This is a genomic window from Janthinobacterium lyxosi (genome assembly GCF_051380665.1).
Taxonomy (GTDB): Bacteria; Pseudomonadota; Gammaproteobacteria; order Burkholderiales; family Burkholderiaceae_D; genus Janthinobacterium.
Genome location: NZ_JBNYXM010000017.1, coordinates 56,267 through 76,074 on the forward strand (window position 1 = coordinate 56,267; position 19,808 = coordinate 76,074).

General features: G+C 67.1%; 18 protein-coding genes. 8 read left to right on the forward strand and 10 right to left on the reverse strand.

Features of this window, described 5'->3' with window-relative positions; all coding sequences use genetic code 11:
* Positions 1-30: 30 nt before the first annotated feature.
* Both ACQ4WP_RS18700 and ACQ4WP_RS18705 read right to left on the reverse strand, forming a co-directional pair.
* Positions 31-1,509 (reverse strand): lipopolysaccharide biosynthesis protein, encoded by a 1,479-nt coding sequence (locus ACQ4WP_RS18700; RefSeq protein WP_436523218.1) that lies wholly within the window; start codon positions 1,507-1,509, stop codon positions 31-33.
* A gap of 15 nt (positions 1,510-1,524) precedes the next feature.
* Positions 1,525-3,609, reverse strand: coding sequence for a glycosyltransferase (locus ACQ4WP_RS18705; protein WP_436523220.1), 2,085 nt, complete (start codon positions 3,607-3,609; stop codon positions 1,525-1,527).
* A 151-nt stretch (positions 3,610-3,760) separates the two neighbouring features.
* Between ACQ4WP_RS18705 and ACQ4WP_RS18710 the strand changes: the two genes are divergently transcribed.
* Together ACQ4WP_RS18710 and ACQ4WP_RS18715 are read left to right on the forward strand one after the other, a co-directional pair.
* The gene (locus tag ACQ4WP_RS18710; protein WP_436523222.1) at positions 3,761-5,065 is read left to right on the forward strand and encodes a putative O-glycosylation ligase, exosortase A system-associated; all 1,305 of its coding nucleotides are present in this window, start codon (positions 3,761-3,763) and stop codon (positions 5,063-5,065) included.
* Complete coding sequence (locus ACQ4WP_RS18715) at positions 5,062-5,997, forward strand: polysaccharide deacetylase family protein (protein WP_436523224.1); 936 nt, start codon at positions 5,062-5,064, stop codon at positions 5,995-5,997. The genes ACQ4WP_RS18710 and ACQ4WP_RS18715 overlap by 4 nt, the downstream gene beginning before the upstream one ends.
* On the opposite strand, the gene ACQ4WP_RS18720 is transcribed toward ACQ4WP_RS18715, so the two are convergent.
* From ACQ4WP_RS18720 to ACQ4WP_RS18730, 3 genes are read right to left on the reverse strand one after another with little or no spacing between them, the layout of a single operon-like run.
* On the reverse strand, positions 5,906-7,852 hold the full coding sequence (locus tag ACQ4WP_RS18720; protein ID WP_436523226.1) for an asparagine synthetase B family protein: 1,947 nt from the start codon (positions 7,850-7,852) through the stop codon (positions 5,906-5,908). The genes ACQ4WP_RS18715 and ACQ4WP_RS18720 overlap by 92 nt on opposite strands.
* The gene (locus tag ACQ4WP_RS18725; protein ID WP_436523324.1) at positions 7,849-9,129 is read right to left on the reverse strand and encodes a pyridoxal-dependent decarboxylase, exosortase A system-associated; all 1,281 of its coding nucleotides are present in this window, start codon (positions 9,127-9,129) and stop codon (positions 7,849-7,851) included. Before ACQ4WP_RS18725 ends, ACQ4WP_RS18720 begins: the two co-directional genes overlap by 4 nt.
* Before the next feature lie 11 nt (positions 9,130-9,140).
* A complete protein-coding gene (locus ACQ4WP_RS18730) occupies positions 9,141-10,733 on the reverse strand; it encodes an acyl-CoA ligase (AMP-forming), exosortase A system-associated (RefSeq protein ID WP_436523228.1) in 1,593 nt (530 codons plus the stop codon).
* Between the two features lie 144 nt (positions 10,734-10,877).
* Here ACQ4WP_RS18730 and ACQ4WP_RS18735 point away from each other — a divergent pair, with 144 nt between their 5' ends.
* Genes ACQ4WP_RS18735 through ACQ4WP_RS18760 form a run of 6 tightly spaced genes read left to right on the forward strand, consistent with a single transcriptional unit; the run spans position 10,878 to position 15,687 of the window.
* A complete protein-coding gene (locus ACQ4WP_RS18735; RefSeq protein ID WP_436523230.1) occupies positions 10,878-11,690 on the forward strand; it encodes a GNAT family N-acetyltransferase in 813 nt (270 codons plus the stop codon).
* On the forward strand, positions 11,669-11,914 hold the full coding sequence (locus ACQ4WP_RS18740; protein WP_436523232.1) for an acyl carrier protein: 246 nt from the start codon (positions 11,669-11,671) through the stop codon (positions 11,912-11,914). Before ACQ4WP_RS18735 ends, ACQ4WP_RS18740 begins: the two co-directional genes overlap by 22 nt.
* Entirely contained in the window at positions 11,911-12,768 is an 858-nt protein-coding gene (locus ACQ4WP_RS18745) for a hydrolase 2, exosortase A system-associated (protein WP_436523234.1), read from the forward strand. The genes ACQ4WP_RS18740 and ACQ4WP_RS18745 overlap by 4 nt, the downstream gene beginning before the upstream one ends.
* Positions 12,765-13,670 (forward strand): hydrolase 1, exosortase A system-associated, encoded by a 906-nt coding sequence (locus tag ACQ4WP_RS18750; RefSeq protein ID WP_436523236.1) that lies wholly within the window; start codon positions 12,765-12,767, stop codon positions 13,668-13,670. Before ACQ4WP_RS18745 ends, ACQ4WP_RS18750 begins: the two co-directional genes overlap by 4 nt.
* Positions 13,664-14,977: a glycosyltransferase gene (locus tag ACQ4WP_RS18755; RefSeq protein ID WP_436523238.1), complete on the forward strand. Its 1,314-nt coding sequence runs from the start codon at positions 13,664-13,666 to the stop codon at positions 14,975-14,977. Before ACQ4WP_RS18750 ends, ACQ4WP_RS18755 begins: the two co-directional genes overlap by 7 nt.
* Positions 14,974-15,687: a tetratricopeptide repeat protein gene (locus tag ACQ4WP_RS18760; protein WP_436523240.1), complete on the forward strand. Its 714-nt coding sequence runs from the start codon at positions 14,974-14,976 to the stop codon at positions 15,685-15,687. Before ACQ4WP_RS18755 ends, ACQ4WP_RS18760 begins: the two co-directional genes overlap by 4 nt.
* On the opposite strand, the gene ACQ4WP_RS18765 is transcribed toward ACQ4WP_RS18760, so the two are convergent.
* The 5 genes from ACQ4WP_RS18765 to ACQ4WP_RS18785 all read right to left on the reverse strand — a co-directional run bounded on the left by ACQ4WP_RS18765 (position 15,674) and on the right by ACQ4WP_RS18785 (position 19,737).
* A complete protein-coding gene (locus ACQ4WP_RS18765) occupies positions 15,674-16,411 on the reverse strand; it encodes a hypothetical protein (protein ID WP_436523242.1) in 738 nt (245 codons plus the stop codon). The genes ACQ4WP_RS18760 and ACQ4WP_RS18765 overlap by 14 nt on opposite strands.
* A gap of 16 nt (positions 16,412-16,427) precedes the next feature.
* Positions 16,428-16,865, reverse strand: a complete 438-nt coding sequence (locus tag ACQ4WP_RS18770; protein WP_436523244.1) for a DUF6678 family protein — start codon at positions 16,863-16,865, stop codon at positions 16,428-16,430.
* Between the two features lie 10 nt (positions 16,866-16,875).
* Positions 16,876-18,105, reverse strand: coding sequence for a formate-dependent phosphoribosylglycinamide formyltransferase (gene purT, locus ACQ4WP_RS18775; RefSeq protein WP_436523246.1), 1,230 nt, complete (start codon positions 18,103-18,105; stop codon positions 16,876-16,878).
* Between the two features lie 94 nt (positions 18,106-18,199).
* Positions 18,200-18,697: a VOC family protein gene (locus ACQ4WP_RS18780; protein ID WP_436523248.1), complete on the reverse strand. Its 498-nt coding sequence runs from the start codon at positions 18,695-18,697 to the stop codon at positions 18,200-18,202.
* A 146-nt stretch (positions 18,698-18,843) separates the two neighbouring features.
* Entirely contained in the window at positions 18,844-19,737 is an 894-nt protein-coding gene (locus tag ACQ4WP_RS18785; protein ID WP_436523250.1) for a LysR family transcriptional regulator, read from the reverse strand.
* Positions 19,738-19,808: the final 71 nt, after the last annotated feature.

Here is a 19,808-nt window from a genome sequence, read left to right on the forward strand (position 1 = left end):
CCTTTCGTGCGCCCGCGCCGCTGCCGCGGCTCAGTGCGGTGATTTGACTGCCAGCCAACGGCCAGCCAGCTTGCGTTGCAACAACAAGAATTCGCTGGCGAGCTCATGCTTCAACAGGAACAGACCGGCCAGCCAGCACAGCAAGGTCGCCAGCGCCGTGCCCATCAACGCCAGCAGCGCCGGCGTATCAGGCGGCAGCCACAGCAGCGCAGCGACGGGCGCCACGGCACTAAAGCCGCAGAGCAGCAGACTCTTGCGCAATGCCCGCGCCAGGATACGCCAGTCGAGTGCGCTCAAGCGCCGCAGGCAGCCGTAGTTCAGCCAGCTGCGCAGCACATTGCTGAGCACCACGGCCCAGGCCATGGCCACCAGACCGAACGGCGCCGCAGCCAGCAGCAGCGCCACTTTTATTACGCCAGCGCAGGCATCGAGCCGCACCTGCGCATGCAGCTGGCCCGTCGCCACGAACAGGTAGCGGGCCATGCTGAACATGCTATACACGGCCGAAGACAGGCACATGATGCGGATCAAGGGCACACAGCCGATCCATTGTGTGCCGTACAACACCTTGACCAAGGGCAAAGCCATGCAGGCGAGGAAGAGAAAGAAAGGCCAGGCCAGCGCCGTCATGTAGCTGATCGTGCGCAGATACACGAGCTCCGCCCCGCCCTGCCCGCCCTGGCCCCCCCCTTCCCGCGCGCGCGCCGCGAACAGGGGAAACACCACGGGCGAGATGGCGCTGGTGATGGCCTGGTTGAAAATGTTCAGCACGCTTTGCGCCTTGCCGAACAGGGCCAGGCTTTCAATGCCGATCAGCTTGCCGATGATGAGGTCCGGTGCCGCCACGCCCGCCTCGTCGACCAGGCCGCCACCCGTCGCATATGCGCCAAAGCGGGCGATGGCGCCCATGCCGCGCCGTGCCGGCAGCCACGGCAGCTCGCCAGGGCGCACCAGCAGGCTCACCAGCAGCGAAGCGCAGGAACCGGCCAGTGCCGCCCACACCATGCTCATGTAACTGTAGCCATGCAGCGCCAGCAGCACGGCCACCAGCAAGTTGACCACGCTATTGGCCGCGTTGATGGCGTAGATGGCGCGAAAGCGCAACTGGCGGCGCAGCATGGGTAACGTTAGCGCACTGAACGGGATCAGCAGGAAATTGATCGCCAGCAGACGCAGCACGAGGGTCAGCCGGGGTTCGTCATAGAACTGCGCCAGCGGGGCGCTGGCCAGCAGCACCAGGCCCGCCAGCAGCCAGGCGACGAGCAGGCTGGTGGCCAGCGCGGCGCGCAATTTCACGGCATCGAGCTGCTTTTCCTGGATCAGGTATTGCCCCACGCCAAAATCGCGCACCACTTGCGCCAGCGCCACCAGCACGGCGCCCAACGAATACACGCCCACCTCGGCCGGCGTAAGCAGGCGCGACAGCACCATGGTGGCGATGACGCCCAGCAGCAGCACCGTGTATTTTTCGGCGAAGGAAAAGAAAAACGAATGGCGGGTGGCGCTCATGCGGGCCGCCCGCGCCTACACCAGGCCGGCATAGAACTGGCGCAACTGGCGCTCCAGGCGCGGCATCGAATAGCGCTGCACGGTTTCCTCGCGCGCCAGCCGTCCCATGCGCGCGCGGCGGGGCGCATCGGCCAAGAGCTGCGCCACGGCCGCGCAGGCAGCGTGCTCGTCGTCCAGCGGCAGCAGCATGCCGCCTGCACTGTCGTGCAGGATATCGTGGGTGCCCGGCACATCCGTGCCCACGGCCGGCACGCCGCAGGCCATGGCTTCGATGGTGGCGATGCCGAAACCTTCATTTTTACTCAGCAGCACATGCAGGTCGAAGGCGGGCATCAGCAACTCGATGCGCTGCTGGAAGCCGGCAAACACCACGCGTTGCTCCAGTCCCGCCTGGTGAACCTGCAGCCGCAGCACGGCTTCCAGCGGCCCCGTGCCCACCAGCACCAAATATAGCTGGGGAAACTGCGCAGCCAGCATGGCGAACAGGGCCAGCAGCGTTTGCGGGCGCTTTTGCGCGGACAATCTGGCCACGCAACCGAGCACCAGCGCGTCCGGCGGCAGCCCGAATTGCCGCCGCGCCAACGCCCGCCGCTCGGGCGAGACGACGAAGGTGTCCGTATCGACGCCGTTCGGGATCACGGCCAGCCGCGTGGCGGGCGGCAGCATATCGCGGTACAGGTCGAGGAAATGCCGCATGGCGGACGGCGACACGGCATACACGCCTTGGACGCTGCGAAACGCTTCCTGCAAGCGGGGCCGCTGCCAATCGCTGAAGGTTTCCAGAGGAAACGCATTGTGCACGCTGATCACGGCCGGCAAGCGGCATTGCCGCGCCAGCCACAGGATGGAAGCGCCATAACTGGTCCAGCAAAACGCCACGTGGACCAGGTCGGGCCGCAGCCGCCGCAGCCGCCAGGCGCCCGTCAGCCGGGCACGCAGCAGATTCCAGCGCCTCCAGGCCCAGTGTTCGAGAAATAGCGGCGGTTCATACACACGCACTTGCATCTGCCTTGCCCGCAAGCCTTGCGCCCAGGCAGTAAAACCAGGAAAGCGCCGCAGCGCCAGCACGCTGTCATAGCCGCTCTCGCCCAGCACTTTCGCCTCTTGCGCCATGCGCAGCTCCATGCCGCCCAGCTCGCCCGAATAGCTGCTGATGACGATGCGCGGCAGGCGTTTGCGCCGTCCCAGCCAGGCTTCATGGAAAAACCCCCGCAGCCAGGCCCGTTCCCACTGGCGCAGGAACAGCTCGGCGTGGTCGCGCCGCAGCCAGGCCCGCACGGCACCGAGCGTATCGCGCACGTATTTGCCCAGCATCCAGCGCGGCACGCCCAGCAGCTCCACGCTGGGCGCGAGCGTGGCCAGCCGGCATTGGCCCCGACCGAACAGCATGGCGCGGCGCAGTATCCAGGCGCGCTGCACTTGCTGTGGGCGGATGATATGCGCCACCTTTGCTTTCGGACAGAACCAGGAAGGGTTGCCGGCCGCATGCATCTCCAGGTTGAGCCGGGTTTCACTGCCCATGGCGTAATTGCTCCCTTGCGGGCCGATGCTTTCATCATAGCGGGCGCCCGCCTCGAAGATGCGGCGGCGTATCGCCATGTTGGCGCCCCACACGAGGCCCGGATACACGGGTGCATCGCGCAAGTCGGGGCTGGTGATGCCCCACGTCAAGCCAACGGGGGTCAGGCGCAGCAGCCAGTCCGCCACTTGCTCCCGCCAGGCGGGCACGATGGCGCCGCCGAACAAAGCGTAGCCGGGGTGGCTGCGCGCGCTGTCCTGCAAGCGGCACAGCCAGTCGGGCGCGGGCATGGCGTCGTCGTCGCCAAAGACGAACAGCTCGCTGCCATCGCCGCCCTGGCGCAAGGCGTGCTCGACCGCGCCATTCAGGGCGGGACTGCGGCCGCGCCGCGCCACGTAGACCGAGCTCAAGGGCAGACGACCGCGAAAGGCGGCGATCACCTGGGCCGTGGCGTCCGTGCTGCCATTGTCGGCAATGACCAGGCGCCAGCCGCCCACGGGCGCTCGCAGCGCCATGTAGGCGCGCAATACCTGGGGCAAGGTGCCGGCGCCATTGTAGGTCGCCATGAGAACGGTCAACAAGGACATGCCTCCTTGGTCTTACCATGACAAAACTGATGCACAGTTTCAACAACGCTGAGCAGTATTAATCCAGTGTACTGAGCCGGCCAGCCAGCCCGTTGACAGGCATCAATACCATGCCAACCCGGCCAAAACCAGGAGCCTCCCCTTCATGCGCGACATTGTGATCACCATCATCATCCTGGGTTCGCTGCCCTTCATCCTGAAGGCGCCGGCCATCGGCGGCCTGATGTGGGTCTGGGTCAGCGTGATGAACCCGCATACGCAGGCCTGGGGCTTTGCCACCCACATGCCGTTCGCTTTCATCATCGCCATCGCCACCATGCTCAGCCTGCTCATCACGCGCGAACCGAAAAACCTGCCGCTCACGCCCGTCAGCGTGCTGCTGTTGCTGTTCGTGGTGTGGATGAATGTCACGGCGCCGTTCGCCCTGCTGCCGGAAGCATCGTGGGTGCAATGGAATAAGGTCATGAAGATCATGCTGATGAGCTTTGTGATCATGATGGTGATACGCACGCGGCGCGACGTCGTGCGCCTCGTGTGGGTGCTGGTGGGCTCGATCGGCTTTTACGGCGTGAAAGGCGGCATCTTCACCATCCGCAGCGGCGGCACGGAGCGCGTCTGGGGGCCGGAAGAAACGTTTATTGGGGATAACAACGCGCTGGCCCTGGCCCTGATCATCACCATCCCCCTCATGTATTACCTGCAGCAAAGCACGGAGAAACGCTGGCTGCGCCACGGCCTGACGGCGGCAATGCTGCTATCGGCGCTGGCTGCGCTGGGCTCGTATTCGCGCGGCGGGTTGCTGGCCATCGCCGCCATGGGCTTGTTCATGTGGCTGAAAAGCGACCGCAAGCTGGTGCTGGGCGCGTTGCTCGGTGCGGTCGCGCCGCTGCTGCTGGCCTTCATGCCCGAGCGCTGGGCCGAACGCATGGACACCATCAACACGTATCAGGATGATGTCTCTGCCATGGGCCGCCTGAATGCCTGGCGCATGGCCTGGAACCTGGCGCGTGACCGCTTTCTTGGCGGCGGCTTCGATGTCTCCGACGCCAGCATCTTCGCCCGCTACGCGCCGAACCCCATGGATGTGCATGCGGCGCACAGCATCTATTTCCAGGCGCTGGGCGAACACGGCTTTGTCGGCTTACTGATTTACCTGGCGCTGGGCATCGCCACCTGGCGCACGGCCGCCGCCATCATCCGCCGCACGCGGGGCAAGCCGGAACTGCGCTGGGCGCACGGCCTGGCCACCATGAGCCAGGCCAGCCTGATCGGCTTTGCCGTGGGCGGCGCCTTCCTCAGCCTGCTGTACTTCGACATGCCGTATTACCTGATGGCCGCCCTGATCGCCACACGCATCATCGTCGAGCAGCAGGCACCCACCCTCACCCTCACCCCCAAGTCCAGCGCCCGCCAGGCCAAGGCCCGGGCCGCCATCGCGGAGCAGCCATGACGGCCACCTTGTCCATTTTGATCTACCACCGCGTGCTGGCGCGGCCCGACCCCCTGTTTCCCGGCGAAGTGGACGCCCGGCTGTTCGAGCGCCAGCTGCGCCTGCTGAAGCGCTTTTATGTGCCGCTGTCCCTGGCCGAGGCCGTGCACCGGCTGCAAGATGGCAGCTTGCCGCCGCGCGCCGCCTGCATCACCTTTGACGATGGCTATGCGGACAATGCGCAAGTCGCCCTGCCGCTGCTGCAGCGCCATGGCTTGCACGCCACGTTTTTTATCGCCACGGGCTATCTGGACGGCGGGCAGATGTGGAATGACACGGTGATCGAGGCCGTGCGCCATGCGGCCGGTCCCGTGCTGGACTTGCAGGAACACGAACTGGGGACGCTCCCCGTCGCCAGCCTGGCACAGCGGCAAGCGGCCATCGCCACCTTGCTGGGCCAGCTCAAATACCTGCCGTTTGCCCGGCGTCAGCAGCTAGCCATGCAGATCCGCCGCCAGGCGGGCGCCACGGCGGGCCAGGCCGCCATGCTGAGCACGGCGCAGTTGCGCCAGTTGCAAGCGGCCGGCATGGGCCTGGGCGCGCACACGGCCAGCCACCCGATTTTGTCCACTTTGCCGGACCACGCCGCGCGGCGGGACATCGCCAACGGCAAGCGCCAGCTGGAAAGTTTGATCCAGGCGCCCGTCTCCCTGTTTGCGTATCCGAACGGCAAGGCCGGGCGCGATTATGGCGCGCCGCATGTGGCAATGGTCAACAGCCTGGGTTTCGAGGCGGCCGTGGCCACGGACTGGGGCGTGGCGCGCCCCGGCGCGGGGCTGGACCTGCTGCAACTGCCCCGCTTCACGCCGTGGGATCGAGGACGCCTGGCATTTCTGTGGCGCTTGCGGCAAAACCGCCGGCAAGCGCACCCAGCGCGCCCGGATGCTGGCTGAGCCACTGTTCCAGCATCAGCAGCAGCCACACCATGGTGCCGTGATAGGCCGGATGTTCCGCCAGCAAGCGTCCTTGCAGATCGTCGATAAAGGCGGGCCGCACGATGCCGCGCCCGCGCAGCTGCGTCAGGTTATCAAAGGCAAATTCGCGCAGCGGCGCGTGGCTGTGCAGCCACTGGCCGAAAGGCAAGCCGAAGCCGTGCTTTTTCTTGCGCACGATGGCCGGCGGCAGGATCTCCGCCAGCGCCCGCTTGAAGAAGGGCCGCAGCTGCCTGCCATCGAGCTTGTCGCGCGGCGCCAGGCGCGCGGCAAACGCCACCATCGCATCGTGCAGGAAGGGAAAGGCCGCTTCCACGCCGGCCAGCTCGCACGCCTTGCGCACCTTGAACAGATCGTTGTCGGCCAAAGTAAAACGCATGTCCAGCGCCAGCAGTTCATTGATCTGGCTCAAGCCCTGGCCTTGCCGCTGCCAATACGCGCCATTCACGCAGCCGGGCGCCATGCCCGGGGCTATGGTGTCCATAAAACCCGCTTCCAGCACCGTGCCATGGCCATGGCGCAGCAGCAGGTTGTAGCTGTCGAGGCGGGCCGGCAGCGGCAGGCTCGCTTGCTCGATGTAGCGGCGCGCCTTGTCGCCCAGCCGCCACGGCTTGCCCGCGCGTTCGCGGAAGAGCAGCGGCTCGATGATGGCCTGGCGCAGCATGACGGGCAAGCGCCCGTACTGCGACAGCAAGGCCTGGTGCGCATAGCGCTCATTGCCGCCAAACAATTCGTCGCCGCCATCGCCGCCCAGCAAACGCGTCACGCCATCCTCGCGCGCCATCTGCGCGCAGTAAAAGGCGGGAATGGCCGAGGCATTGCCGAAAGGCTGGTCGAAAATGGCCGCCATGGCGGGAATGGCTGCCAGCACGTCGCTTGGTGTCACGTAGCGCTCGTGGTGGATGCTGCCCGCGTGGCTGGCGGCCAGGCGCGCATACGCCATTTCGTCATAGCCGGGCACGTCAAAACCGATGGAGTACGTGCGCGCGGGCCGGCCCGTCACTTGCCCCATGATGGCAGCCAAGGTGGAACTGTCCGTGCCGCCGCTGAGAAACGCCCCCGTATCGGCCCCATCCGCACCCAGGCTGCTTTCCACGGCCAGGCGCAGCAGGCGCAGGAATTCCTGCTTGTTGCCGGCAAAGCTGGCCCGCGTGCGCGCCGCGCTGGGCTCCTGGAAGGCCAACTGCCAGTAGCTGCCCTTGCATTGCTTGCCACCGTGCACATGCAGGTATTCGCCGGGCAGCAAGCGCTGCTGGCCCAGGTAAGCCGTGGCCGGGCCAGGCACCATGTGGAAGTACAGGTAGTGATACAGGGCTTGCGGATCGAGCGCGCCCCGCACCGATGGATGGGCCAGCAAGGCGTCATGCGAGGAGGCAAAGAACAGGCCCTGCGCATTGTTCGCATAGCTGAGCGGATGCATGCCGGCGCGGTCCACGGCCAGCAGGGCCGAGCCGGAAAAGGCGTCGAGGATGGCCAAACAGAAAGGCCCGGACAGGCTGGCGCAGGCGGCCACGCCCCGGCTCAGCCACAGGGACGCGAGGCGGCTCGCCACCTCGTCCGCCGAACCGTCGAGCACGGGCCGGCCCCAGATGGCCACTTGCAAGCCATCTTGCTGGTACACATGACGACTGCCATCGATGGCGGCCACGGCCATGCCGCCCACGTCGCTCACGCTGGCGGCCAGGGACGCGCCATCAAAACGCGACAGCGGTGCAGCCATGGCCGCCAAGGTGGCCCGCGCCGCGCCATCGGCTGCCGTGCCGCTATCGGCAGCAAGACCGGAAGCCGCCGCCAGCCAACCGCACAGGCCGCTCATACGAGCACCTCGGCCGGCAGCGGATGACCGAGAAAGGCCGTCGGGCTGGCCGTCAAGCCATACGCGCCCGACTGGAACACCACCACCAGGTCGCCCTCTTCCGCGCGCGCCATCTCCATCTGGTCGGCCAGCAAGTCCAGCGGCGTACACAACGGTCCCACGACGGACGCCACTTCGCGCGCCCCGCCCTGCAGCCGGTTGCCGATGGCGACCGGGTAATTCTTGCGGATCAGCTGGCCAAAATTGCCGGAGGCCGCCAGATGATGGTGCAAGCCGCCATCCGTGACGAGAAAGACTTGCCCATGCGACACCTTGCGTTCGAGCACCTTGCACACATAAATACCGGCCTCGGCCACCAGGTAGCGGCCCAATTCCAGGTTCAGGCGGGCGCCGGGCGCCGCCTGGGCCAGGATGTCGAGCTGCCGCTGCAAGCCTGCGGCCACGGGCGCCAGGTCGAGGGTCTGGTCGCCGGAGAAATACGGCACGCCGAAGCCGCCACCGATATTCAAGGTGCGCAAGGGCGACGGCGCGCTGTCGGCCAGCTGCAGGGCCAGTTGCACGCTCAGGGCCTGCGCTTCGGCCAGGGCCGCCGCCGACAGGTTTTGCGAGCCGGCATACAGGTGAAAGCCGTGGAAATCCAGCCCCAGTTGACCGATGCGGCTCAGCAGCCCCGGCACCAGGGCCGCATCGACGCCAAACGGCTGCGCGCCGCCGCCCATGCGCATGCCCGTGCGGCGCAAGGCGAAGTCGGGATTCACGCGCACGGCCACCCTGGCCGTCACGCCCAGCCGTTCACCGGCCAGCGCCACCCTTTCCAGCTGGGCACCCGATTCCACGTTGATCAGCACGCCTGCTGCCACGGCCCGCGCCAGTTCGCCATCGCTCTTGCCTGGCCCCGCAAAACTGATGCGCGACGGCGCCATGGGCGTATCGAGCGCCGTCGCCAGTTCGCCGCCCGACGCCACGTCGATGCCATCGACCAGGCCCGCCAGCCACTGCACCACGGCCGGCATGGGATTGGCCTTCATGGCGTAGTGCACGAGCACGCCGGTGGGCAAGGCGGCGCGCAGTTCGGCCACGCGGCGCGTGATGTGCGCGCGTTCATACGCATAGAACGGCGTGCTGCCCACGCGCTGGGCCAGCCGGTGCAAGGGCATGCCGCCAACCTGCAACATGTCGCCAGCCACGGCGAACTGGCGCAGGGGCGCGTGCGACGGCAGCTCCAGCCTATCGGGGCTATCCGGGCTATCCGGGCGGCTCAAATAGGCGTCCTTCATGCCGGGACCGTTCATGCCGCATCTCCTGACTGGACCGCATACGCGCGCGCCAGTTCCCTGGCCAGCAATGGACGGTCGATCTTGCCATTCGGATTGCGCGGCAGCACGCCGTCGCGGATCTCCACCCACAGCGGCACCATATAGCTGGGCAGGCGCGCGCGGCAGGCGGCCAGTACGCTGTCGCGCAGCAATTCGACGCCCGGCGCGGGCGTGACGAGCAAGGCGATGGCCTGGCCCAGCACGGCATGGGGCAGGCCCAGCGCGGCCGCCTCGCCCACCAGTCCGCTCGCATACACGATTTCCTCGATCTCGGCCGGGCTGACCCGGTAGCCGGAGGTCTTGATCATGTCGTCGCTGCGGCCCACGAAATACAGATAGCCGTCCGCATCGCGGCGTACGGTGTCGCCCGACCAGACGGCCAGTTCCGGCAGCACCAAGCCGCTCGCCTGCGGCGGCAGCGGCTTGAAGCGCTCGGCCGTGCGCGCCGCATCGTTCCAGTAGCCAAGCGCCACCAGCGCGCCACGATGCACCAGCTCGCCCGGCTCGTCGGCCTCACACACGCTACCGTCCGGGCGCAGCACCAGCACTTCCGCGTTGGGGATCGCTTGCCCGATGGAATCGGGGCGCCGCTCCAGCTGTTCCGGCGCCAGGTAGGTGGAGCGAAACGCTTCCGTCAAGCCATACATCAGGTAGACCTGCGTGCGCGGCAGCGACTGGCGCAGCCGGTCGAGGGTGGATCTCTGCATCACGCCGCCCGAATTGGTGATGTAGCGCAAAGGCGTGGACAAGGGCCAGCTCAGCTGCGACAGTTGCACCCACAGGGGCGGCACGGCGGCCAGGCCCGTGATGGCTTCCTGCTCCACGAGCTCGACAATGTCGCGCAGCAGCAGATAATTCATCAGCACGGCGCAGGCGCCGCTGGCAAAGGCTGTCGTCAGCTGGCTCAGACCATAATCAAAACTGAGCGGCAGCACGCACAAGATCCGGTCTTGCGGCGTATTGCGCAGGTACGACGAGACGCTGAGCGCACCGGCCAGCATGTTCCGGTGCGACACCACCACGCCTTTCGGCCGCCCCGTGCTGCCCGAGGTATACAAGATGGCGGCCATGTCCGTGTCGATCACCGCGTGCCACAGGGGTGCGGGCGCGGCGGGTATACCACTCCACGGCAGCAGCTGCACCTTGCCCAGATGCGATTCCGTCTCCCCTTCGCCCGTCAGCAGCACCGTCCGCAAGTCGGGGCAGGCGGCCAGCGCGGGCCCCAGCTGCGCCAGGCGTTCGCGCGAGGTGACAAGGATGGTCACGTTGCAATCGGCCAGGATGTAGGCCACCTGTTCCGGCTTGAGCAGCGGATTGACGGGCACGAACACGCCGCCGGCCGCCGCCGCGCCAAACATGGCGCTGACGTTTTCCGGGCGTTTTTCCAGGTACACGGCCACGCGCGCGCCACGCTGCAAGCCCAGCGTCAGCAAGGTGCTGGCCGCCTCGCGCACGGACTGCGCCAGCGCGGCATAGGCGAGTTCCTCGCCCTGCCACGACAGCGCCGGCGCGTGCGGCGCGCGCTGCGCCATGTCGAATATCAGCTCGTGTATCAGTGTCGCCATCGTTTCGTCCCCGGGTTGCCATGATTGCCATGCATTCCCCTATGATTCAGACAAACGGCCACGACGGTCTTGATTTTGATCAATTAACAGTTTCAGCAACACAGCTTGAGCCGGCGCAAGACCACCGCCGTCCGCTGCGCTCTAATGGACAACATTGGCTGCATAGCCGCCCCATCCTTTACCGCCATGGCCAGCTTCGCCCGTTTCCCCCATTTGCACCGGCTTGCCGCCAGCCTTCGCCAGCTGGGCTGGCGCGACAGCGCCTGGCTGGCCCTGGCGCGGCTGCTGGCAGCGGTGCCGGGCGGGCGCTGCGCGCTGCACCGCTACCAGTTCGTGGCACAAGCCGTGGCGCCCGGTTCGCTGTGCCGCGGGCGCGGCCAGTCGATCACCGTCACGCCCTGCCTGGCGGAGGCGGACTTGCCGCCCGGCCCCGAACGCCGTCCCGGCGCGCTGCGCGAGCGCTACCGCCAGGGCGCGCAATGCCTGGTGGCGCGCAGCCAACCAGACCCGGACAAGGACGCCATGGCCGGCTGGATCTGGCTGCTGCGCCACGGCTGCCAGGAAGACGAGGTGCGCGCCCGCTATGCGCTGGCGTCCAGGCAGTCTTCGTGGGACCTGGACGTATGGGTCCATCCCGCACAGCGGGGCGGCCTGGTCTTCGCGCGCCTGTGGGAAGAAGCCAACGCCGTGCTGTGCGCGCAGGGCGTGCGCTGGTCGTGCAGCCGCATCTCGCGATTCAACCGCGCCTCGCTGGGTGCCCATGCGCGCCTGGGCACGCATGCGCTGGGCACGGCCACCTTCCTGCGCTGCGGGCGCTGGCAATGGATGGCCGCCAGCCTGCCGCCGTATTTGCACCTGTCGCGCCGTCCGGACGACATTCCCTGCCTGGCCTTCGATACGTCTTCCCTGCCGCACTATCCTTCCCTGGAGCTGACATGCCGCATCTTGAAGCAGTAAAACACATCCTCGACACCACCCTGGGCTTGAACGGGCGCGTACTGGAAGCCCACACGCCGCTGCTGGGCAGCGTGCCGGAACTCGACTCGATGGCCGTGATCGGCGTGATCGCCGCGCTGGAAGACCATTTCGGCATCTTTGTCGCCGACGACGACATCCACGCGCGCCACTTCGCCACCGTGGGCACCCTGCACGATTTCGTCTTTGCACAGCTGCGACTATGAGCCATACCGCCACCGCGGCGCTGCCGCTGCTGCCCTTCTTCCTGCCCGCCAGCGGCGGCCAGCGCTATTGCCTGCTGCACCTGCCGCCGCCGGGCCGCAACGCGCGCGGCGGCATCCTCTACGTGCATCCGTTCGCGGAAGAACTGAATAAAAGCCGCCACGTGGCCGCCGCGCAGGCGCGCGCCTTTGCCGCCGCCGGCTACAGCGTGCTGCAGATCGACCTGTTTGGCTGCGGCGACAGCAGCGGCGATTTCAGCGAGGCGCGCTGGGACATCTGGCACAACGACCTGCACCTGGCTTGCGCCTGGCTGGCGCAGCGCGTCGACGGTCCATTGACCGTGTGGGGCGCGCGCCTGGGCGCCCTGCTGGCGCTCGATTTTTCCAGCCGCGCGCCACTGCCCCTGGCGCGTTTGCTGCTATGGCAGCCGGAAGCAGATGGACGGCGCAGCATCGACCGCTTCCTGCGCCTGCGCCTGGCCACCAGCATGCTGGCCGGCGGCGTGCAGGAAGCGCCCGGCCAGGCGCGCGCCAAACTGGCGCAAGGTGAGCCTGTGGAAGTGGCCGGCTACCTGCTGGCGCCCGAGCTGGCGCAAGCCATCGATGGCGTCAGCGCGTCCGCGCTGCTGCCCGCGGTGCCCGTCTACTGGCTCGATTACCAGGGGCCGGAGCAAACCTGCGCACCCCTGCCGCCGCTGGCGCGTCTATGGCGCGAACGCGGCGCCGCCGTGCACATGGCCAGCTTCGGCGACGGCCCGTTCTGGCACAGTGGCGAGCTGCTGGCGTGTCCGCAACTGCTGGACGCCACGCAGAAACTGTGCCGCGACTGGCTCGACGAGGAAAGGACGCCGCCATGAAGCGCGACAGCAGTCAGCAGCACCTTGCAGGGCAAACCGTGCACCAGCTGGCGCTGCGCTTTCGCAGCGCGGCCGAAGGTGCCGATGCGGGTGAAGACGGCGAGGCGCAGGCGCGCATGGTCGGCATCCTCAGCCTGCCCGCCGTGCCAGGGCCGCGCGGCGTATTGATCGTCACGGGCGGGCCGCAGTACCGGGTGGGCAGCCACCGCCAGTTCGTCTTGCTGGCGCGCGCCCTGGCCGCGCAAGGCTGGCCGGTGCTGCGTTTCGACCTGCGCGGCATGGGCGACAGCGAGGGTAGCGCGCGCGATTACCGCGCCGCCGGTCCCGACATCGCCGGCGCGCTGGCGCAATTCTTCGACGCCGCGCCCTCGCTGCGCGAAGTGGCGCTGTGGGGTTTGTGCGACGGCGCCACGGCGGCGGCCTGCCATGCGCCGCGCGACGCGCGCATAGTCGCCCTGATCCTGCTCAACCCGTGGGTGCGCAGCAGCGCCGGCCTGGCGCGCGCCACCCTGCGCCATTATTATCTGCCACGCCTGCTGCAAGGCGCGTTCTGGCGCAAGCTGGCTGGCGGCGGACTGCAGCTGGGCGCCAGCCTGGCCTCGCTGCGGCAAGTGGCGGCCGCCACGCAGAAACCGGCAGCACTGGAAAACGACGCGCCCGCGCCGGCCTTGCTGCTGGCGCTGACGCAGTTCCAGGGCAAGGTCTTGCTGATCCGCAGCGGCGACGACCTGGGCGCGCGCGAGTGGCAAGCCCTGATCGATGGCGATGCGGCGTGGCGCGCCGTCGCCGCGCGCGCGCACTGGACGCAGGCGCAGGTCGATGGCGCCAACCACACCTTCGCCAGCGCCGCCTGGCGCGGCGAAGTCGAACAGCTATGCGCCCGGTGGCTGCAGTCATGCTAGGGATCACGCCGAACGCGGCCCGACCGAACGCGGCCCGACCAAAACGGGTGCTGATGATCGCCTACCATTTCCCGCCGCTTGCTGGCGGCAGCGGCATCCTGCGCACCCTGGGCTTCGCGCGCCATTTGCCCGACTGCGGCTGGCAGCCGCTGGTGCTCAGTCCCGCGCCGCTCGCGTATGCGCAGCGGGGCGATACGCAGTTGGCGCAGATCGGCGCGCAAGCCACCGTGCGGCGCACCCTGGCGCTGGACGCAGCGCGCCACCTGGCCATCGCCGGGCGCTATCCGCGCTGCCTGGCGCTGCCCGACCGCTGGAGTTCCTGGTGGCTGAGCGCCGTGCCGGCCGGCCTGCGAATGATCCGACAGTACCGCCCCGACGCCATCTGGTCCACCTACCCGATCGCCACGGCGCACCTGATCGCGATGACCTTGCAAAAACTCAGCGGCCTGCCGTGGGTCGCCGATCAGCGCGACCCCATGTTGGACGACAGCGACCCGCTGGCGCCGTATCCGCCCGAAGCGCGTTTGCACCGCATGCATGCGTGGATCGAACAGCGCATCGCGGCGCGCAGCGCGGCCATCGTCTGCACCACGCCGGGCGCCATCGACGCGCACCAACGGCGCCTGGCGCAGGTGGGGCGCGAGCGTTTCTGCCTGATCGAAAATGGTCATGATGATGACGAAGGCGCCGTGCAGCCACACGCGCTGCATGGCCACCCCGGCCACCGCAGCCGCTTCCAGCTGCTGCACAGCGGCGTGATCTACCCGTCCGAGCGCGATCCGCAAGCCCTGTTCGAGGCCCTGGCCAAGCTGCGCCACGACGGCGTACTGCATGCGCGCAATTTCCAGCTGGTGCTGCGCGCCACGGGCCACGACGCATGGCTGGCCAGCCTGCTGGTGAAATACGGCATCCTGGACCTGGTGCGCCTGGAACCTTTGCAGCCGCACGGCGCGGCGCTGAAGGAAATGCTGGCGGCCGACGGCTTGCTGCTGCTGCAGGCGGCCAATTGCAACGCGCAGATTCCCGCCAAGCTGTATGAATACCTGCGCTGCCGCCGGCCCATCCTGGCGTTGACCGACCTGGCCGGCGACAGCGCGGCCAAGCTGCGCCACTGCGGCATCGACACCATCGGCCAGCTGGCATCGAGCGGCGACTGCGCGCGCGCCTTGCTGCGCTTCCTGGAACTGGCGCGCCAGGGCCGCGCGCCGCTGGCCAGCCCCACCGCCATCGCCCTGCAATCGCGGCAAGCCCGCAGCAACGCCCTGGCCGACTTGCTGGACCAGGTCAGCCACAGGAGAACAGCATGAAACACCTGATACTTGCCTGCGCCCTCGCCGCCTGTTGCGCCCATGCCGGCGCTGCCGGATGCCCGCCCTACGTGAAACACACGCCGGGCGGCGACTATACGAGCGCGCAAGACCGCGCCGGCCTGTCCGTGGTCGAGAAATTCCATTTTTCACGCGCCGTGGAAACGCTCACGCAAGGCATGACGGGCAGCCTGGGTGCCGATATCAGCTACACGCTGGAACACTTCCCGAATCACCACCGGGCGCTGGCCTCGATGGCCAAGCTGGGCTTGCGCCTGAAAAGCGCGCAGCCGGTCGGCGCCCGCTATACGGTCAGCTGCTACTTCGAACGGGCCATCGCCTTCGCGCCGCACGACGTGACGGCGCGCATGGTGTATGGTAACTACCTGCTGGCCACGGGCCAGGATGCGACGGCGCTGGAACAGCTGGACGCGGCCAGCCGCCTGGCGCCCGACCAGGCCACCATCCAGTACAACCTGGGCCTGATGTATGTCAAAAAGAAGGAATACGAGAAGGCCAGCGGGCACGCGCAAAAAGCCTATGCGCTGGGCTTCCCCTTGCCAGGGCTGAAGAACAAGCTGAAGGCGGCGGGCAAATGGCACGAACCGGAGCCCGCACCCGCCGTCGTTGACGCTAAGGAAACGAAGGAAGCGGAAGGAACGCCAGTACCCGCAGTGCCCGAGCCTGTGGAACCGCCTAGCGGGGAATGACGGCCGGCCGCTTGGCCAGGCTCAGATACCCCGTCGGCGAAGCAGTCAGCGCGGCGGCCAGGTCGCGCCGCGACTGCGCCTTGTCGGCGGCCTCGCTGAGGTACGCCAGCTCCGCTGGCTGCAGCACGGTGATGGTGAGCAGCATCACTTCCCCATACGGCGTGTCGAACGTTGAGGGAAGCGTGGCCGCGCCCTGGGCCAGCAGCACGCCCACCTGTTCGTTTTCATCTTCCAGTCCCTTAGGTGCATCCTGCAAGTCCAGCACCATCGAGACGCTGCCGTGGCGCTGCAGCAGCAAATCGATGGAGCCGTGGTCGGCCACGTTCTGGCTGACCTGGTAGACCAGGTCGAAGAGCCAGGACTGCGCCACTTCCTGGCCGTCGAAGGCGGCCAGCGGCGCCTCGATGCACACTTCCAGCAGGTGGCCACGCGGCACGAAGACGTCGGCGTCATCCTCGAACGGATCGCTCAAGCCATCGCTGGCGATCACGATCGAGCCGGGCCGGCGAATCACGCGCCAGGCCTGGCGCAGTGACGGCCAGCGTGGCCCGCCCATGAACGCGGGATTGAGCAGCGGCGCCAGCGCGTCGCCATCCATGGCGCCCAGCGTGGCATAAAAGGCGTCGCGCGCGGCGCAGGCCGTGGCCAGCATCTGCGCGCCCGCTTCCTTGCCGACGACGGCGTCGTCCGGTTGCGGCACTTGCGGGATAGCGTTTTCAGGCATGAGATTAGTCTTTGAATTAGTCGGCGGAAGGGAAATCGTCATAACTGCGGGGCAAATAGCCCCAGATGCGTGCCACGCTATCTCGTACCTCGAAATCGAAGCCGATGCGTTCCAGTTCGGGCACGATCCACACGCCGTGGTCGATGATTTTCTTTGGCAGCAGCATGCCCACATGTTCTTCCGAGTAGAGGCCGATGTCGAACCATTCCACGCCCATGAAGGGAAACGGCGGGTGGTAGTCCCATTCCGTATCCCAGCGCGAGACGTAGCCGGTGACGGAGCCATAGCGGTACGACGGCAGCCAATCGTCCTGCCCGCGCATGAAGGCCAGCAGCGCGTTCCACTTGCAGTCGTTGGCGGCGCCGGCCAGGTTGCGCCGCGCGATGTGGCCGCGCAGCTTGCGCTTGATATCGTCGCCGCCGGCGTCGGCCAGCGGCAGGCTTGGATCGGCCATTAAGCCACCATCAGCGGGCGACCGGCTTGACCTTGGACGCGGCCAGCACGGCGCGCGCGCGGGCCGTGTCGATATCGTCCGCCGTGGCCAGCGCCACGCCCATGCGGCGGCGGGCGAACGATTCCGGCTTGCCGAACAGGCGCAAGTCCGCGCCCGGCACGCTCAAGGCGTCGGCCACGCCTTCGAAGGCGATGCCCTTCGCTTCCAGCTGGCCATAGATGACGGCCGAGGCCCCGGGCGAACGCAGCGCCACGTTGACGGGCAAGCCCAGGATGGCTTTCGCGTGCAATTCAAATTCGCTCTGCACCTGGCTGGCCATGGTGACCATGCCCGTATCGTGCGGACGGGGGCTCACTTCCGAGAACCACACCATATCGTCCTTGACAAACAGTTCCACGCCGAACAGGCCCAGGCCGCCCAGGTTGTCCGTCACCTTGCGGGCGATGTCGCGCGAGCGCTCCAGGGCCAGCGGCGCCATGCGGGCCGGCTGCCACGATTCCACGTAATCGCCCTGCACCTGCAAGTGGCCGATCGGTTCGCAAAACTGCGTTTCGATCTGTCCCGACGCGCCCACGGCACGCACCGTCAGCAGGGTGATTTCGTAATCGAAGTCGATGAAACCTTCGACGATGACCCGGCCCGTGTCGACCCGGCCGCCGCTGGCCGCATACGCCCACGCCGTTTCCACGTCTTGCGGGCCATCGAGCTTGGACTGGCCCTTGCCCGACGAGGACATCACGGGCTTGACGACGCAGGGAAAACCGATTTCCTGGCACGCCAGTTGCATCTCTTGCAGGCTGCTGGCGAAGCGGTATGGCGAGGTCGCCACGCCGAGCGTTTCGGCCGCCAGCGTGCGGATGCCTTCGCGGTTCATCGTCAGCACGGCGGCGCGCGCGTTCGGGATGCAGGTGATCTGCCCCGCCGCTTCCAGCGCCGCCAGGGTATCGGTGGCGATGGCTTCGATTTCCGGCACGATCAAATCCGGCTTTTCCAGGGCTATCAGGGCGGCCAGGGCCACGCCATCGCTCATGTCGATCACGTGCGAGCGGTGCGCCACAGGGTGGCCGGGGGCATTCGGATAGCGGTCGACGGCGATCACTTCCACGCCCAGGCGCTGCAGCGAGATGATCACTTCCTTGCCCAGTTCACCCGAGCCCAGCAGCATGACTTTGATGGCGGTGGAAGACAGGGGCGTGCCGAAGGTGCGGGGCGCGATGGTGCTGCTAGTACTTGAAGTCATGGCAGGGTCTGTAGGCGGATGGAAAGATGGCTGGGACTATAACAAAGGCCAGCCATCTTGGACAGGGCGCGACGCTAGCGTACGGCGTGCGGCACTAGCCCGCGTACGCCCGCTTGATCTGCTCGATGTCGATCTTTTTCATGCCCATCATGGCCTTCATCACGCGCTGGGCCTTGACGGGATCGGGGTCCGTCAGCAGCTTGATCATGATGGTGGGCACGATTTGCCAGGACACCCCGAACTGGTCCTTGAGCCAGCTGCATTGCTGGGCTTCCGGCGGCCCGCCTTCGGACAGCCAGTTCCAGTAATGGTCAACCTCGTCCTGGGTTTCGCAATTGACCTGGAACGAGATGGCTTCGGAAAACTGGAACAAGGGCCCGCCGTTCAAGCCCGTAAACGTCTGGCCATCGAGTTCGAAAGCCACCGTCAGCACGCTGCCCGGCTCCTGGCCGTGGATTTCCCTGCCCTCCTCGCCATAACGCAGGATCTGGCCCACTTTCGAATTGGGAAATATTTCCGTATAAAACCGGGCCGCCGCCTCGGCGTGGCCGTTGAACCATAAACATGGGCTAATCTTTTGTACGCTGTGCATGATGTCTCCCTTGGTCGGAATAGTCAGGATAGGAACGCCCTCCCGCGCGGGAAGGATAACTATCAATATAGTCACTATTGCGCGGCCATGGCGCGCCGTGGCGCCAAACACATGCAGCTACGGCGCCGCCAGGGAAGAAGCAGCCGTCAGGGCTGCGCTCCAAAAGTCTGATCCTGCAATTGCTCCACCAGGAAATCGATCAACGCGCGCAGGCGCGGCGGCAGGTGGCGGCTGGCCGGCCACAGCAGCCAGAAAGCCGTGCGCGCCTGCGTATGCTCGTCCAGCAGCGAAACAAGTTGCCCCGCCGCCAGCTCGCGCTGCACGGCAAACGCGGGCAGATAGGCAATGCCCTGTCCTTGCACGGCCAGGAAGACGCGCATTTCCATGCTGTTGCAGACCATGCCGGACGCCGGCTGGACAGCCTCGTCCATCAGCGGCCACTGTTCCAGGCGGCCCGTGGCGGGAAAACGGTAGTCCAGGCGAGCGTGGCGCAGCAGCTCGGCGCCATCGGCGGGCCGGCCATGGCGCGCCAGGTAGGCGGGCGACGCCACCAGCAGGCGGCGGAACGTACATAGTTTGCGCCGCATCAAACCCGAGTCGGCCAGCTCGCCCGTGCGCACGGCGGCGTCAAAGCCGTCGCTGACGATATTGACCATGGCATCGGAGAAATCGAGGTCCAGTTCGATGGCGGGATAAGCTTGCATGAAGGCGCCGATGGCCGGCTCGAACAGGCCGCTGTAGCGTGGCAGGCTGAGGCGCAGGCGGCCGCTGGGCGCGCTGCTGGCCTCGCACAATTCCCGCTCGGCCGCTTCCACCTCCGCCAAGATGCGCTTGCAGCGCTGCAAAAACTTTTCCCCTTCCGCCGTCAGCGCCAGATGCCGTGTGCTGCGCTGGAACAGGCGCGCGCCCAGCCGCGCCTCCATGCGCGCCACGCTCTTGCCAACGGCCGACGATGACAGGCCCAGCAGTCGGCCCGTGGCCGAAAAACTGCCGCTGTCGGCCACCTGCACGAACATGGCGATGCCACCCAAGCTATCCATGTGATTCCCCATTGAAGACATTCTTGTCCGATATGTTCGGCAGTTTAGCCCATTTTTCTTCAATGACGGGT

Excerpts from the sequence above, each read along its gene's own strand:
- ACQ4WP_RS18700 (WP_436523218.1), bottom strand. The coding sequence starts at position 1,509 with ATGAGCGCCACCCGCCATTCGTTTTTCTTTTCCTTCGCCGAAAAATAC.
- ACQ4WP_RS18710 (WP_436523222.1), top strand. The coding sequence starts at position 3,761 with ATGCGCGACATTGTGATCACCATCATCATCCTGGGTTCGCTGCCCTTC.
- ACQ4WP_RS18715 (WP_436523224.1), top strand. The coding sequence starts at position 5,062 with ATGACGGCCACCTTGTCCATTTTGATCTACCACCGCGTGCTGGCGCGG.
- ACQ4WP_RS18720 (WP_436523226.1), bottom strand. The coding sequence starts at position 7,852 with ATGAGCGGCCTGTGCGGTTGGCTGGCGGCGGCTTCCGGTCTTGCTGCC.
- ACQ4WP_RS18725 (WP_436523324.1), bottom strand. The coding sequence starts at position 9,129 with ATGAAGGACGCCTATTTGAGCCGCCCGGATAGCCCGGATAGCCCCGAT.
- ACQ4WP_RS18730 (WP_436523228.1), bottom strand. The coding sequence starts at position 10,733 with ATGGCGACACTGATACACGAGCTGATATTCGACATGGCGCAGCGCGCG.
- ACQ4WP_RS18735 (WP_436523230.1), top strand. The coding sequence starts at position 10,878 with ATGGACAACATTGGCTGCATAGCCGCCCCATCCTTTACCGCCATGGCC.
- ACQ4WP_RS18740 (WP_436523232.1), top strand. The coding sequence starts at position 11,669 with ATGCCGCATCTTGAAGCAGTAAAACACATCCTCGACACCACCCTGGGC.
- ACQ4WP_RS18745 (WP_436523234.1), top strand. The coding sequence starts at position 11,911 with ATGAGCCATACCGCCACCGCGGCGCTGCCGCTGCTGCCCTTCTTCCTG.
- ACQ4WP_RS18750 (WP_436523236.1), top strand. The coding sequence starts at position 12,765 with ATGAAGCGCGACAGCAGTCAGCAGCACCTTGCAGGGCAAACCGTGCAC.
- ACQ4WP_RS18755 (WP_436523238.1), top strand. The coding sequence starts at position 13,664 with ATGCTAGGGATCACGCCGAACGCGGCCCGACCGAACGCGGCCCGACCA.
- ACQ4WP_RS18760 (WP_436523240.1), top strand. The coding sequence starts at position 14,974 with ATGAAACACCTGATACTTGCCTGCGCCCTCGCCGCCTGTTGCGCCCAT.
- ACQ4WP_RS18765 (WP_436523242.1), bottom strand. The coding sequence starts at position 16,411 with ATGCCTGAAAACGCTATCCCGCAAGTGCCGCAACCGGACGACGCCGTC.
- ACQ4WP_RS18770 (WP_436523244.1), bottom strand. The coding sequence starts at position 16,865 with ATGGCCGATCCAAGCCTGCCGCTGGCCGACGCCGGCGGCGACGATATC.
- purT (WP_436523246.1), bottom strand. The coding sequence starts at position 18,105 with ATGACTTCAAGTACTAGCAGCACCATCGCGCCCCGCACCTTCGGCACG.
- ACQ4WP_RS18780 (WP_436523248.1), bottom strand. The coding sequence starts at position 18,697 with ATGCACAGCGTACAAAAGATTAGCCCATGTTTATGGTTCAACGGCCAC.
- ACQ4WP_RS18785 (WP_436523250.1), bottom strand. The coding sequence starts at position 19,737 with ATGGATAGCTTGGGTGGCATCGCCATGTTCGTGCAGGTGGCCGACAGC.